Source organism: Pseudoduganella sp. UC29_71, assembly GCF_042693265.1.
GTDB lineage: Bacteria > Pseudomonadota > Gammaproteobacteria > Burkholderiales > Burkholderiaceae_D > Rugamonas.
This window is the reverse complement of record NZ_CP170549.1, coordinates 4,478,224-4,491,550: the sequence shown is the minus strand read 5'-3', so window position 1 is coordinate 4,491,550 and position 13,327 is coordinate 4,478,224. Positions and strand designations below refer to the sequence as shown.

General features: G+C 66.2%; 13 protein-coding genes. 1 reads left to right on the top strand and 12 read right to left on the bottom strand.

The genetic code is table 11. The features are described from left to right. Positions 1-32 precede the first annotated feature (32 nt). Entirely contained in the window at positions 33-380 is a 348-nt protein-coding gene (gene fliE, locus ACFJI2_RS19905) for a flagellar hook-basal body complex protein FliE (RefSeq protein WP_107980870.1), read from the top strand. A 71-nt stretch (positions 381-451) separates the two neighbouring features. On the opposite strand, the gene ACFJI2_RS19900 is transcribed toward fliE, so the two are convergent. The 12 genes from ACFJI2_RS19900 to ACFJI2_RS19845 all read right to left on the bottom strand — a co-directional run bounded on the left by ACFJI2_RS19900 (position 452) and on the right by ACFJI2_RS19845 (position 13,324). Next, a complete protein-coding gene (locus ACFJI2_RS19900) occupies positions 452-1,213 on the bottom strand; it encodes a flagellar brake protein (RefSeq protein ID WP_377701556.1) in 762 nt (253 codons plus the stop codon). Continuing rightward, on the bottom strand, positions 1,213-1,551 hold the full coding sequence (locus ACFJI2_RS19895) for an EscU/YscU/HrcU family type III secretion system export apparatus switch protein (protein ID WP_377701555.1): 339 nt from the start codon (positions 1,549-1,551) through the stop codon (positions 1,213-1,215). Before ACFJI2_RS19895 ends, ACFJI2_RS19900 begins: the two co-directional genes overlap by 1 nt. Further along, positions 1,541-3,061, bottom strand: a complete 1,521-nt coding sequence (locus ACFJI2_RS19890; protein WP_377701554.1) for a flagellar hook-length control protein FliK — start codon at positions 3,059-3,061, stop codon at positions 1,541-1,543. The genes ACFJI2_RS19895 and ACFJI2_RS19890 overlap by 11 nt, the downstream gene beginning before the upstream one ends. 19 nt (positions 3,062-3,080) lie before the next feature. After that, positions 3,081-3,410 (bottom strand): flagellar protein FliT, encoded by a 330-nt coding sequence (locus tag ACFJI2_RS19885; RefSeq protein WP_377701553.1) that lies wholly within the window; start codon positions 3,408-3,410, stop codon positions 3,081-3,083. Positions 3,411-3,413: 3 nt separating this feature from the next. Next, on the bottom strand, positions 3,414-3,860 hold the full coding sequence (gene fliS, locus ACFJI2_RS19880; RefSeq protein ID WP_377701552.1) for a flagellar export chaperone FliS: 447 nt from the start codon (positions 3,858-3,860) through the stop codon (positions 3,414-3,416). Positions 3,861-3,881: 21 nt separating this feature from the next. Continuing rightward, complete coding sequence (fliD, locus tag ACFJI2_RS19875) at positions 3,882-6,554, bottom strand: flagellar filament capping protein FliD (protein WP_377701551.1); 2,673 nt, start codon at positions 6,552-6,554, stop codon at positions 3,882-3,884. Between the two features lie 198 nt (positions 6,555-6,752). Then, on the bottom strand, positions 6,753-7,133 hold the full coding sequence (locus tag ACFJI2_RS19870; protein WP_377701550.1) for a flagellar protein FlaG: 381 nt from the start codon (positions 7,131-7,133) through the stop codon (positions 6,753-6,755). A gap of 85 nt (positions 7,134-7,218) precedes the next feature. Next, complete coding sequence (locus ACFJI2_RS19865; protein ID WP_377701548.1) at positions 7,219-8,721, bottom strand: flagellin; 1,503 nt, start codon at positions 8,719-8,721, stop codon at positions 7,219-7,221. 293 nt (positions 8,722-9,014) lie between these two features. Continuing rightward, complete coding sequence (locus ACFJI2_RS19860) at positions 9,015-10,619, bottom strand: GGDEF domain-containing protein (protein ID WP_377701547.1); 1,605 nt, start codon at positions 10,617-10,619, stop codon at positions 9,015-9,017. A 161-nt stretch (positions 10,620-10,780) separates the two neighbouring features. After that, on the bottom strand, positions 10,781-11,428 hold the full coding sequence (locus tag ACFJI2_RS19855; RefSeq protein ID WP_377701545.1) for a response regulator: 648 nt from the start codon (positions 11,426-11,428) through the stop codon (positions 10,781-10,783). A 43-nt stretch (positions 11,429-11,471) separates the two neighbouring features. Next, entirely contained in the window at positions 11,472-12,731 is a 1,260-nt protein-coding gene (locus ACFJI2_RS19850) for a histidine kinase (protein ID WP_377701544.1), read from the bottom strand. Next, positions 12,728-13,324, bottom strand: coding sequence for a hypothetical protein (locus ACFJI2_RS19845; protein WP_377701543.1), 597 nt, complete (start codon positions 13,322-13,324; stop codon positions 12,728-12,730). Before ACFJI2_RS19845 ends, ACFJI2_RS19850 begins: the two co-directional genes overlap by 4 nt. Positions 13,325-13,327 lie beyond the last annotated feature (3 nt).

Genomic DNA, 13,327 nt, shown 5'->3' with positions numbered 1-13,327 from the left:
GTTCCGCGGAAGCAACAAATTTGGAGTTCACAATGAAAACAAGCGGCCTGGGCATAGACAGCAGCAGGATACAAGCGATGATGGAGCAGCTCAAAGCGCACGCGGCCAAGCCGCAGGCCAGCGTGCCGGCCATCCAGACCGAGGCGCCGGCGGCCAAGGTGCAGTTCTCGGACGCGCTGAAGGACGCCCTGGACGCCGTCTCGGCCAGCCAGAACAAATCGCAGGAGCTGGGCAAGCGCTTCCAGATGGGCGACGACTCGGTCAGCCTGTCGGACGTGATGGTATCGATGCAGAAAGCCAGCATCAACTTCCAGGCCACCATCCAGGTGCGCAACAAGCTGGTGTCTGCCTACCACGACATCATGAACATGCAGGTGTAAGAATAGTTGCCCGAAAATGGGGTCAGGGTTAGTTTTCCCGCAGGGAGAAAACTAACCCTGACCCCATTTTTTTAGCCGAGGCCGGCGATGCGGGCGTTGCGTTCGCGCTCCAGCTTGGTGATGTAGCGCTGCACGGCGTTGAGCGCGCCGCGCGCCATGTCGGTGAACTGGCAGCCGAGGCGGCGGTTGGATTTGTTGTTGAGCAGGGTCATGTCGAGGCAGTTGCGGATCTGCAGGCCGGTGACGATGGGGCCGACTTCCGGCAGCTCGATGCGGCAGTCGCCGTATTGTTTGCCGATGCTGTCGCCCAGCAGTAGCTTGTTGTCGAGGATGGCGATGCCGCCGCAGCTGATGTCGGCCAGCGGGAAGCTGCTGCTGCCGCCGCCCATCTCGGCCGGCAGCGGGATCACCACCCGCACCGGGTTGCTGACCGGCGTGCTCATGCGGTAATACTCGCGCCGCTGCAGGCGGATCAGCGTGGTGGGCACGGCGATCTTCAAGGCCGGCGCGCCTTCGAAGGTGCATTTTTCCACCCGCGCGCTGGCGAACAGGATGCGGATCTTGTCCAGCGTGGTTTCATAGGACAGCGACCTGGCGCCCAGGATGCGCTGGTTTTGCTCGGCGTTGATGGAGCAGTCGAGGATGACGCTGTTGCTGTCGGCGTCCACTTCCAGGATGGAGGTCACGCAGACGTCCGATTCGCCCTGCACCAGCATGCGGATCAGCTGGTTTTTCTCGCCTATGCTGCGCAGCAGCGCAATGATCTCCCTGCGCGATTCCACCTCGAAGTCGTGCCAGTTTTCCAGGTCCGCGTCTAGTCTGTTTGGTTGCATTATTCTTCTTGGTCTCTAAGTGGAGAGCTGGTATCCGGGGCCGGGGGCGGGGGCTGGCCGGACTTTTGCGCCGATTCAATATGATATAGCCACGCTAATAGTTCCGCAATTGTCCGGTAGAGGGCCGGCGGGATTTGCCGATCCAGGTCCACATCCATCAGCAAGGACACCAGTTCCTTCGATTCGTGGATGTGCACGCCGTGCTCGTTGGCCACGTGGATGATTTGCTCGGCCACCAGGCCGCGCCCCTTGGCCACCACCTTGGGGGCGGCTGTATCGTTCTTGTAGGTGAGGGCGACCGCGCTTTGCAGCGGGCGGCGCGGGGCGTCATTCGCCATGACCGGCTCCGGGCAGGGCGGCGACGGGCGGCACGGCGCCGGCGTCCGCGCCGACTTCTGCGCCGACGTCCGCCGCCGCGGCGCCTTCGGGCGCAATGGTCAGCGAGGCCAGCGGCGAGCCGGCCGCTTCCATGGCCTGCTGCAGCTGGCCGGCCCAGGCGCGCAGGGTGGCGGCGCTGTCGTCGTCGCCGGTCTGCACCTGGATGTGGACTTGCTCGCCCACCAGCGTGACGGCCGCCGAGATCTTGCCCAGCAGCGGCAGGCGGAAGCGCACGCCGCTGCGCCACACCGGCTCCGGCTCGCGGCCGTCGGCCTGTTCCTGCGGGCTGCCTTCGCGCTGGTCGCGCTGCACTTCCCATTGCAGGGGCTGGCCCGGCCAGGCCTGGCCGTTCCACAGGACGCGCTGCTGCTCGTGCGCGTGCAGCTGCTGGTTGATCATTTGCGCCGCGCTCAGGTCCGGGCCGGCCAGGGCGGCGCGGGCCAGGGTTTCGCTGGTCTGGGGGCCGCCGGCCTGGGGCTGGGCGGCGTGCGCGCGCTGGTTCTGCGGCTCGCGCATCAGTTCCTGCAGCGGACGCCTGCCTTCGGCCCACTCGGCCACGTGGGATTCGTAGAACAGGCCGCTTTCGCCGAGGGCGTTTTTCAGGCTGTGCGTGAGCTGGTCGGCGTCCGGCACGCCGGCCGAGATCAGCGGTGTTTTGCCGTTGATGGTGGCGGGAACGCCGGGCGCGTTGTAGGCGGCCGCCAGCGCGCTGGCGATGGTGCGGGCCGCGGGACTCAAGGTGGCGGCGGGGGCGTCGCGGCCGAGGTCGGGCAGCTGGTCGGACGGCGTGAGCGGGGCGCGGCCGAGCAGGGCGGCCGCCAGGCTTTGCGGGCGTACCTGGGCGGCGGCTTGGCCGGCTGCTTGCGCTGCGGATTGGGCCAGGGATTGCGCTGCTGACTGTGCTGGAGCCTGGCCTGCGCCGGACCCGTCCGCGCCCGGCTGGGCGCCCAGGCCAGCGCGTGCCTGCGCGGCGCCGGCGGCCGCGTTGGCCGCCGCATTGGCCGCATTGGTCGCCGCATTGGCCTGGTTGGCTGCGGGATTGGCGGCGCCGGGCTGGCGGCCGGACAGCGTGGCGGTGTCCTGCGACGGCAGGCGGCCTTGCGGCGCGGTCTCGGCGTTGTCGCCGGGCAGGCCCGATTCGGTATAGAGCTGGGCAGTTTGCGCCTGGGCGCCGGTGCCGACCTGGAAGGTGGGACGGGGCGTGACGGAAACCAGGGTCAGCGGCACTTCGGCGCCGACCTGGGCGCCGCCGGGCAGCAGCATGCGGGCCGAGTTGCCCGCCACCCGCACCAGGTAACTGCCGTCGTCATATTTGGAGAGGACTTCGCCCTTCAGCGGCTGGCCGACCAGGCCGCTGAGCGCGCGCTGGAACGCGGCCTGGCGCGCATCGCTGACGGGGACGGCCGCCGGCGCGGGAGACAGTGCGCCGACTGGCCTGACGCCGGTGGCGTCCAGACGCGGCGGCAACATGGTGGCTCCCTATCCCGGCTTAGACGCTGCCGTAGGCGTTGACCAGGCGCCTTTCGGTGCCGGTGCTGTTGATCAGGGCCGACAGTTGCGCCATCCACGGCATGGCCAGGTCGCGGATCTGGCGGTCGGCGTTCAGCATCTGGCGGATCAGCTCGACCTTGCGCTCGCGTTCCGCGCCCTGCATCGGGCGCGGATCTTCCTGGCCCTGCAAGGTGCGCACGTGGCTGGCGCAGCGCTGTTCCAACACCACCAGTTCGTCCCATTCGCCGCGCATGGCGTGCGCCAGCATCTGTTCGGTCAGCGATGCCATGTCGGCGTACACGGATAAAACTTCTTGATTCGTCATCATGGGTCAGGCGCTCGCGTATTTGCTCATGTGGGTGGGGGCGGCGGCGGACGGATGCGCCGGGGTGTCGCCAATCTGGTTCCAGGCGTCGCGCAGTTCGATAAGCAGGCGCTGCACCTCCTCGAGGATGGCCGGATCGTTCTTCAGGTTGGCCGTCAGCAGGCGGCCGCTCATGTATTCGTACAGTGCATCGAGGCCTTCGGCGATTTCTCCGCCCACCTTCTTGTCGAGCGCGGCGCGCAGGCCGCTGTCGATAATCATGATGGCCTTGGAAATGGCCTTGCCTTTTTCGCTGATATTGCCCGAACGCATATTCATCAGGGCGCAGCTGATCGATACCAGCGCGCCGTCAAACAGCATGACGATCAGTTTGTGCGGGCTGGCGGCTGCTACGCCGGTTTCCATGCCCACTTTTGCATAGGCGTTCACGCCGGTTTGCCTTGATCCGAACATACTCTATCTCCTGTCTGTGTGCTATTTGCTCAGGGCCGCGAACTGCTGGGCCAGGAACGATGCTGTGGTGGTCAGGCTGGACAAGGTGCTGTCGAGCGCCGTGTACTGCTTGCGGTAGCGCGCCTCGATATCGACCAGTTTGGCACTGAACGCGTCCTTCTGCTTGCCGATGTCCTTGACCGAATTATTCAGGCCGGTGGTGCGGCCGGAGATGATGCCGGCGGCGCCCAGGTAGCTCTTGGCCAGGTTGTCCATCTGGTAGGCGTAGCCCTGCGAAAAGCCGATGGTGCCGCGGCTGCCGATGGTGTCGCCCTTGATTTCCAGCTTCAGGCCGGCCGTGTCTGCGCCCGGCGCTCCGGTCAGCGTCTGGCCGTCGCCGGTGGCGGCATAGCCGCCAATGGTGCCGGCCACGTCCACGCCGTCGACCGAGGCGGCCGCACCGAAAATGTCGGACACGGCGGTGCCGGTGTCGCTGGTCAGCGTGATGTTCGATTTGGCGCCGTACTTGGTCGAGGCCACGTCCAGGGTGCCGTCGTCCTTGACCGTCACGGCCACGGTGGCGCCGTTGTCCGAGAAGCGGGTAGTGCCGTTGATCGAGGCCTGCAGCAGCGTCGCCAGCGCTTCCGGCGTGTAGCTGCCGGCGGCCAGCTTGACGCTGGCAGTGTTGGCGCCGGTGCTGGGCGTGGTGTCGTTCAGCTTGACGGTCCAGGTGGTATCGGCGGCAATCACCGTGGTGGCCGGCAGCGCCGCGGCGCTGGTCAGCTTGCCCTGACTGGCCAGACGGGTGATTTCCACCCCGTAGTCGCCAGCCTTGGTTTGCGCGGTGGAGCTCAGGAAGGTCACATTGCTGTCGCTGGTGCGGCCGACGGCGGCAAACAGGCCCGCGATATCGCCGAAGTTGCTGGTGATGGCTTTTTGCAGCTTGCCTGAATCGAGCGCCAGCGAGCCGTCCTTCTGGAACGCGATACCGACTTGGGACAGCGAGGTCAGCTTGCTGCCTTCCAGGCCGGTGATGGCGCTGGTCAGCTGCTTGCGCAGCTGGGTTTGCAGGGTCTGCACCGTGGAGTCGCCCAGCAGTACGCCGCCGGTCTTGGTTTCCGCGTTGTAGCCGTTCAAGCCTTTGATCTGGTTGTTCAGGTCGTTGTACGCCTTGACGAAGCCGTTGATCGACGTGGTCAGCGTAGAGGTGTCGCGCGCCACCGTCAGGCTGGCGCTGCCGATTTTGTTGGCGGTCAGCGAAATGCCTTCCAGCGCGCCGGTAATGGAGCTGCTGCCGCTGGTGACGGGGATGCCGTTCACCACTGCCTTGGTATCCTGGGCGGCGGTTTTCTGGCTCAGGTTCTGCACCCCGGCCGGGTCGTAGGCCAGCAGCGCCACCACGGCCGGGTCGGCGGGATCGGCGCCGTCGCCGGTCAGCGTGATCTTCATGTTCGAATTAGCCCCGGTGGCGCTGGAGTTGAGCACCAGGTGGAACGGGGTGCCGGTGCTGCCGTCGGACACGATGGAGGCGGTGACGCCGAAATTGGCCTTGTTGATGGCGTCACGGATGCCCTGCAGCGTGTTGTTGGTGCTGTCGATCACGATGTTGCCGCTGCTGCGCGTGCCATCCTGCGTGAAGGCGGCGCCCTGGTAGCTGCCACCCACGCCGGCGGTGAGTCCGGCCGCGGCCGGGTTGCTGCCACCCACGTTGATCTGGGTGCCGCTGGCCGACACCAGCGAGATCGAACTGGCCGCGATGGCGTTTGAACCGGTGTTGGCGGTGCCGCTGTTGTTGATGCCCCCGGTGACGGCACCGGTCACGGTTTCGGTGACGGCCAGGTTGGAGCCGTCTGCGTTGCTGAATTTCAGGTCGCCGGCAGCGGCCGTGCCGGTGAAGGTGATGTTGGCGTTGGCCAGCGCTTGTGTCACGCTGTTGCTGCCGCCCAGCAGGCTGTCGATCGAGGCCGCGTCGATGGTGTCGCCGGTGCCGGCGTTCTGGCTGAGCAGGTTGACGCCGCCGACGCTCAGCGTGTAGCTGCCGCCACCGGTGCCGGTGTCGACCGCGCCGAAGCTGGACACGCCGCCGCTGCCGAACAGCGTGGCGCTGGTGACGGTGGCCGCTGCCGTGGCCGACACGCCGGTGGTGGTACTTTTGGCATTGATGGCGTCGGCCAGCAGCTTGGCGCTGCGGGTACTGCCGTCGGTAGCAATAGCGGTGCCGTTGATGCTCAGCGCGCCGGGTGTGATGCCCCCGGTCAACACGCCGCTGCCCAAGGTACTGCCGCTGACGCCGAAGCTGCCGCCGCCCAGGGTGCCGAGCTGGATATTGATGGTGGTCTTGCCGCCCACGCCGATGGTGGTGGCGGCGGTCTTGTAGCCGCCCGAGGCCAGCGTCTGTGCCTGCGCGATCTGGCTGATGTCGACTTTGTACGTGCCTGGCTGGGCCTTGGAGGTGGCGCTGCCGCTGAGGATGGCGGCATCGCTGGAGGTGCTGCTGAGCGCCTGGAAACTGGACAGCGAAGTCAGGCTGGTCAGCGAGCTCTGGAACGTGCCCAGCGCGCCCGACAGGCTGCCGAAGGCGGTGACCTTGGCCAGGTAGCTGGCGGTCTTCTTGTCCATATTGGCCAGCGGCGCCGATTCCACGGACATCAATTTGGAAATGATGTCGTTGACGTTCAGTCCGTTGGACCCGATGCCGGGTGAAGAAATGCCCACGATGTGCTCCTAGCGAAAACGATAGATTAAGTGATTATCGGCATATTCAAAGAGGACTTGAGAGGGGGAAACCCGGGCCAGTTCGGAAGACGCTGAAAAAAGCGGCAGACGCGGCGCGGGCGCGCAGGGTCAGTCTACGCACCATGCTGCCATGGTGGAAAAAAAAACGGCGCGCCACAGGGGCACGCCGTCTGGCTGCTAGGCGGTCTGGCTGATCAGCAGGCCCTTGGTGGTGTCCAGCGACTTAGCGATCTGCAATGCCTCGGGCGAGGGGATCTGGCGCAGCACTTCCTTGGTGGTCTGGTCGACCACCTTGACGATGGTGCGCTTGCTGTCGTTGTCCACGGAAAACTCCAGGCCTTGCGACTTCGCCTGCGCCGATTTGTTCAGCTCGGACACGGCCTGGTTGACCTGCTCCAGCGTGGGCGCCGGTTCGGCTCCCCGCACGGCGGCGGCCGTTTCCAGCGGCGCGGCGGCGGGCGCACGGCCCAGCGCTTGCGGCGCCGTGCCGTCGGTGCCGGTGACCGGCCGCTCCGCGCCGCGCGCCGGCGAGGCCGCGCTGATGGAATCGATAGTCATGATGCTTCCTTTGTGAAAAATCCCCGGCGGACAAAGTCAGCCGGGGAACCAGTTGTCAACGATGGCTAACCATCAACTACGCGGTTTAGCCACGCAGCAGGGACAGCACGCCGTTCGGCAGCGAGTTCGCCTGGGCCAGAATCGCGGTGCCGGCTTGCTGCAGGATCTGGCCACGGGTCAGGCTGGCCGTTTCCGCCGCGAAGTCGGTGTCCTGGATGCGGCTACGGGAGGCCGACAGGTTTTCCGTGGTCGTCTGCAGGTTCGAGATGGTGGAGGCGAAACGGTTCTGGATCGCACCCAGCGCAGCGCGGTTGCTGTTGATCTGGTTCAGCGCTGCATCGATGGTCAGCAGGGCCTTGTTCGAGCCGTCTACCGTGCTTACGTCCAGCTTGTCCACCGATTCCAGGTTGGAACCGACGTTCGCGCCGCCAGCGATCACGTTCGAACCGCTGATCGAGAAGCCGCTGTCGGACGAGAATTCCACACGGCCGCCGATGGTGATGTCGGCCGAGGTCAGTGCCACGGTGGTGCTCGAAGCTGCACCGCCGATGTCGGCGCCGCGCACCAGGGCGTTGGCCAGGCCGGCGTTGTTGGCGCCCGGGGTGATGTGGATGTCGTCGCCGGTGATGTTGTCCAGTTGCAGCTCTTTCAAGCCGGTGGCCTGGTCGATCTTCACGGAGGCGGTCACGTTGGTGCTGCCGCTTTGCGCGTTGATGGCCTGGGCCAGTGCCGACAGGTCGCCGTTCTTGACCGAAGCGGAGATGGTGACAGCCGACGAATTCGAGCTCTTCAGGTCGAACTGGATCGGACCGTCGGCCACCACGCCGCTGGCGTCGGTACCGATGTATTGCAGGGTGGCCGTGGTTTTCGCCTGGGCGGTCACGCCGCTGGTGCTGCTCAGCGCATTGACTTTCTCGGCGATGGCGCGGGCGCTGTCCTTGGCCTTGGCGATCACGGTCGAGGTCACGCCGGAGCCCGAGTTGATGGTCATCGTTTCATCGGCGGTCAGCAGGTTGTCCGCAGTGGCGGTCGCTTGCGACAGCGAGGTGGCGGTGTCGGTTGGACGAATGGTGTTGTTGCCCAGGTCCGAGGCCTTGGCGCTCTGCACGCCGATGTTGATGGTCTGGTTGGAGTTCGCGCCCACCTGGAACTGGGTGTTGGTCAGCGAGCCGTCCAGCACGTTCTGGCCGTTGAACTGGGTGCTGGTGGCAACGCGGTTCAATTCCGACGACAGGGCCGATACCTCGTTCTGGATCGACTTGCGGTCCGAGGCGGAGTTCGAGCCGTTGGCCGACTGCACGGCCAGTTCGCGGATACGTTGCAGCAGGTCGCCGGCGGTGCTCAAACCACCTTCAGCCGTTTGCGCCAGCGAGATGCCGTCGTTGGCGTTGCGCGCTGCTGCAGTATTGCCCTTGATCTGCGAAGTGAAGCGTTCCGAAATTGCCAGGCCCGCTGCGTCGTCCTTGGCGCTGTTGATGCGCAGGCCGGACGACAGGCGTTGCAGCGAGGTGCCCAGAGCGGATTGCGACGAATTCAGGTTGCGTTGCGAGTTCAGCGAGGCAATGTTGGTGTTGATGGTTTGTGCCATGATGTGTTTCTCCGAAACTTGTACTGCTAGTTGGGCTGCATGCTCATTTCACTTTGGCCCGCCTCGCTGTTCCGAGACGATCAAGCCGCTGTTGTGTTCAGTAACGGTTGCCCCATGGGAAAATTAAGGGAGAAACAGGCGCTAAATTTTTTCGTTTCACCCTCAAATTCGCCCAGCAGTACACGCTTAAGCGGCGCGTTTCGGGCGAACTTTAGGGTGAAAATAAATTTATTTTGGGCATAAAAAAAGGCCCGCACGGTGGCGGGCCTCGGACGTTGATGCTAAGAAGTTGCCTACTCGGCAACCACCACGCGGTTCTTGCCGGTCTGCTTGGCCTGGTACATGGCCTTGTCGGCCCGCTGCACCAGCTCGGTCTGGTCTTCGTGCGGGCGGCGCAGCGCCACGCCGGCCGAGAAGGTGATCAGCACTTTCTCGTTGTCGTGCATGAAGAAGTGGCGCGTCAGCTCGCGCTGCAGGCGCGTCATGGTCTGCGAGGCCGCCTCGATGGTGGTCTCGGGCAGCAGGATCAGGAATTCCTCGCCGCCGAAGCGGGCGATCACGTCCATCGAGCGCAGGGTGTCCTTGACGATCTTGACCAGGTGCTTGAGGGCGGCGTCGCCGGCGATGTGGCCGTAGGTGTCGTTGAGCTTCTTGAAGTCGTCCAGGTCCAGCACGGCGATGCACAGCGGCGTGCCGCGCCGGTCGGCGCGCGCGGTTTCGCGCTCGAACACGTCGTCCAGGCCGCGCCGGTTCAGGCTGCCGGTCAGCTGGTCTTCGCGCACCAGCTCGCTCATATGCTGCAGCTTCGCCTCCAGCTGGTGGATGCGGGCCTCGGCGTCCTGCACTTCCTGGCGCGCCATCACCATGTTGTCGCGCGCCTTGAGCGCCTCGCCCTGCACGATGCGGGTTTCCTTGAGCACGTCGTCCAGGATCTGGTTCAGCTCGGTGATGTTCTCGGCCTGGCTGATCTTGGCCGAATAGCCGCCGATCTTTTCGTGGAAGTCGCCGGTCGAGGCGGCCACCTGGCCCAGGCGGTCGATAAAGGTCATCATCATGTTCTTGACGGTGAGCTTGACGTCCGACAGGCTGTGCTTGAGCTGGCTTTGCTTGTAGATCACGTCCTTCAGGCTGCGCGTGGCGTCCTCCAGCGCGCGCTGGTCCAGCGGGCCGGCGATCAGGGACTGCACGGCGTCGATCTGCCCGCGCAGCCAGGAATCGTCGTCCAGCAGTTCGCTGACGTTCTCCAGCAGCAGGCGGAACAGGCGCAGCAGCAGTTCCTGCTGCTCGGCCGTGTCGCCGCTCTTCAGTTCGATCTGGTAGCACAGCTGCTTGAGGCGCAGCGCGATTTCCGACAGCGCCGCCTCGGTGTGGGCTTCCTTGGTGGCCGCGCCCAGCGCCTCGGCTTCGGCCACCAGCGCCGGCGTGCCGCTGAGCAGCGAGGCGACGGCAAAACTCAGCGTGCGGCTCAGCATTTCGCGCAGCGCCCTGGTGTGCTCGCCGTCCGGAATGTCGGCCACGTCGATGCCGCGCCTGGCCGCCAGCGGGCGCTCGGCCAGCTGGGTCAGGGTGCGCGCGTAGCCTTCCCAGTCGCGCGCCTTGACGGCGCGGCTCAGGCGGCGGCCGAAGTCGGCCAGGTCGCCGGGCTGCTCGCCGAGGCGGGCGGCGAACTGGTACAGCATCAGTTCCGGGCCGGCGTCGGCCGGCGCGGCAGTGCCGGCCAGCACCGGGGCCGACGCCGGCGCGCCGGACGGCCGTACCCCGGCGATCTCGTAGTAGATGTCGCGGTAAGCCTCCGGCGTGGGCGCGATGCGGCGCGTGGCCAGACGGCGGAAAGCTTCCCGCGCAATGTCGGCCGGATTCTGCTCCATCGCGGCGGGAGGGGACGATTTACTGGACATGTGACGTGCGGCCTCTTATCTGGGTTTACTGACTGGCTCCATGATAGTTCAGGCCGGTTGCCGCTTATGCGCGGATAAGCGGGCAGAACAGCACTTACTTTTTAGCATGAAACAATATCGAACCAGCAACAATCCTGCGGCGGCCTGCGCCGCCCTGCGCACTATTCGATCAGCTGGTTCTTGATCGCGTAATGGGTCAGTTCCGCGCTGTTCTTCAGCTTCATCTTGGCCAGCAGGCGGGCGCGGTACTCGCTGACCGTCTTCACCGACAGCGACAGTTCCTTGGCGATGGTGCCCACCGTCTTGCCGGAGGCGATCATGGTCAGGGTCTGGTATTCGCGGTCGGACAGCGTCTCGTGCGGCGGCGCCTCGTGGTCGTCGCCCACGTGGTTGGCCAATTCCTGCGCAAGGGCCGGACTGATGTATTTTAACCCGCCTGCGACCTGGCGGATCGCCGTCACTAGCTCTTTAGGAGCGCTTTGTTTGGTCAGGTAGCCGGCCGCGCCGGCTTTCAGCGAGCGGATCGCGTACTGGTCCTCGCGGTGCATGGACAGCATCAGCACGGCCAGCTCGGGCTTGTCCTTCTTGACCTGCTTGAGCACCTCGATGCCGCTGCGGTCGGGCATGGAAATGTCGAGCAGCATCACGTGGCAACCGGACTTGCGGAACAGCTTGACCGCGTCCAGGCCGTTTTCCGCTTCGCCGGCCACCACGATGTCGCGGGTGTCGGCCAGGATTTGCTTCAAGCCTTCGCGCACGATGGCGTGATCGTCGGCGATGAAGACCTTGATGAGGGCTTTGTCTGTCATGGATGCGCTGTGGCGCCGAATTATTTCATTGCGGCAATAAGTATCAAGAACCTATTGTAGCGCTGCCGGGCGCTGCGGGCGAGGGCGGCGCGGCCGTTTCGTGCGCGGCGTGGCGGTTTTCGCGCTTGATACGGATGGCGACCACGGTGCCGCCGCCCGGCGCGTGGCTCAGCGTCAAGGTGCCGCCCAGCGCGCGCGCCCGTTCGGCCATGCCGCGCAGGCCGAAGGATTGCGGCTTGGCGCGGTCGGCCGGCGCGATGCCGCGCCCGTTGTCGCTGATCTTCAGGCTGATGTACTGGCGCGTGCGGCCCAGCTGCAGCGCCACCTTGCTGGCGCGCGCGTGCTTGGCGATATTGTTGAGCGCCTCCTGCACGATGCGGAACAGGGCGCTGGCGCGGTCCGGGTCCAGCTCGATCTCGCCCAGCGCGCTGTCGAACACCACCTCGATGCCGGCCTGGGTGCCGAATTCCTTGGCCTGCCACTCCAGCGCCGCCACCAGGCCGAAGTCCAGGATGGACGGGCGCAGGTCGAGCGAGATGCGGTGCACCGCGTCGATGGTGCGGTCCACCAGCGAGTCCACGTAGGCGGCTTTTTCCTGCAGCGCGGCGTCGTCCTGCGGCAGGCGGCGGCTCAGCATGGCCAGCGCCATCTTGATGGCGGTCAGGTTGCCGCCCAGGTCGTCATGGATTTCGCGCGCGATGCGGGTGCGCTCCTGCTCCTTCACCGTTTCGATGTGGGCGGTCAGCTCGGCCAGGCGGGCGCGGCTCTGGCGCACTTCCAGCTGTTCCAGCTTGCTCTCGGTGATATTGGTCATGATGCCTTCCCAGCGCACCGCGTCGGCGCCGGGCAGCAGGTGGGGCGTGCAGCGCAGGTTGATCCACTTCACGTCCTTCCACGCATCAACCCAGATGCGGCCTTCCCAGTTCCAGCTCCACAGCGAGGCGGCCGAGGCCTGCATGGCGTCCAGGTAGGACTTGCGGTCCTCCTCCAGGATCAGCTCGAAGAAGCGCTCCGGCTGGGCGTGCAGCTCGGCGGCCGGCACGCCCAGCAGGGCCTGGCAGCCGTCGCTCAGGTAGGGGAAGGCCACGCTGCCGTCGGCGCGCCGCTCGAACTGGTACACCAGGCCGGGCGTGTTGCGCACGATGGCGTCGAAGCGCGCCTGCGCCTGCTGCAGCGCCTGCGCGATGGCGGGCGGCGCGGTGCCGGGCGAGGCCGGCGCCGCCGCTGCCGGCGCAGCCTGCTGCGCGTTGGCCATGCTCTTGTCCATGGTGCCCGAGGTGCCCGTGGTGCCCATGGCGCTCATGGCGCGCGGCGGCGCGCGCGCCACTGGGTGACGTAGCGGCGCAGCAGGCGCCACAGGCGGTTGCCGTTGCGCGCGTGCGCGGCCGGATGCAGGCGCGCCCACAACGCATGGCGCCAGGCGCGCGCGGCGGCGGCCAGCGCCGACACTTCCTGCCAGGCGCGGGTGGCGCGCAGGCGCCCGGTCCAGTCTTCCTTGAGCGCCATGAAGCGGCGGTGGCACCAGGCGAACCAGCGCAGGCACAGCAGGGCCGGCAAGGTCAGCGCATAGATGCGCGCCACGGCGGCCGCGCCGGCCAGCTTGGCCGCCACGATGGTGCACACGCCGGTGAACGCGTGGCCTTTGGCGATGGCCAGCAGGGCCAGGATCTTGACCGGGAACAGCAGCAGCCCGGGCAGCACGAACAGGCACAGCGCGGCCAGCGGGCCGAGGTTGGCGATCCAGCGCGCCAGGCGCGGCAGCGGCACCACGCGCGTGACGGCGGCCATGATGCGCGCGCCCACATCCCACAGCCACTCCTCGATCAGCAGGACAATGGCGGCCAGGTAGACCAGGGGCGCCAGCAAACGGCGCCTGAGTGTGTACAATCGCTTCATGAA

Coding starts and splice junctions, on each gene's coding strand:
- ACFJI2_RS19895 (WP_377701555.1), bottom strand. CDS start 1,551: ATGGCGAATGACGCCCCGCGCCGCCCGCTGCAAAGCGCGGTCGCCCTC.
- ACFJI2_RS19885 (WP_377701553.1), bottom strand. CDS start 3,410: ATGATGACGAATCAAGAAGTTTTATCCGTGTACGCCGACATGGCATCG.
- ACFJI2_RS19860 (WP_377701547.1), bottom strand. CDS start 10,619: ATGTCCAGTAAATCGTCCCCTCCCGCCGCGATGGAGCAGAATCCGGCC.
- fliS (WP_377701552.1), bottom strand. CDS start 3,860: ATGTTCGGATCAAGGCAAACCGGCGTGAACGCCTATGCAAAAGTGGGC.
- ACFJI2_RS19850 (WP_377701544.1), bottom strand. CDS start 12,731: ATGAGCGCCATGGGCACCACGGGCACCTCGGGCACCATGGACAAGAGC.
- ACFJI2_RS19855 (WP_377701545.1), bottom strand. CDS start 11,428: ATGACAGACAAAGCCCTCATCAAGGTCTTCATCGCCGACGATCACGCC.
- ACFJI2_RS19870 (WP_377701550.1), bottom strand. CDS start 7,133: ATGACTATCGATTCCATCAGCGCGGCCTCGCCGGCGCGCGGCGCGGAG.
- ACFJI2_RS19890 (WP_377701554.1), bottom strand. CDS start 3,061: ATGTTGCCGCCGCGTCTGGACGCCACCGGCGTCAGGCCAGTCGGCGCA.
- ACFJI2_RS19900 (WP_377701556.1), bottom strand. CDS start 1,213: ATGCAACCAAACAGACTAGACGCGGACCTGGAAAACTGGCACGACTTC.
- ACFJI2_RS19865 (WP_377701548.1), bottom strand. CDS start 8,721: ATGGCACAAACCATCAACACCAACATTGCCTCGCTGAACTCGCAACGC.
- fliE (WP_107980870.1), top strand. CDS start 33: ATGAAAACAAGCGGCCTGGGCATAGACAGCAGCAGGATACAAGCGATG.
- ACFJI2_RS19845 (WP_377701543.1), bottom strand. CDS start 13,324: ATGAAGCGATTGTACACACTCAGGCGCCGTTTGCTGGCGCCCCTGGTC.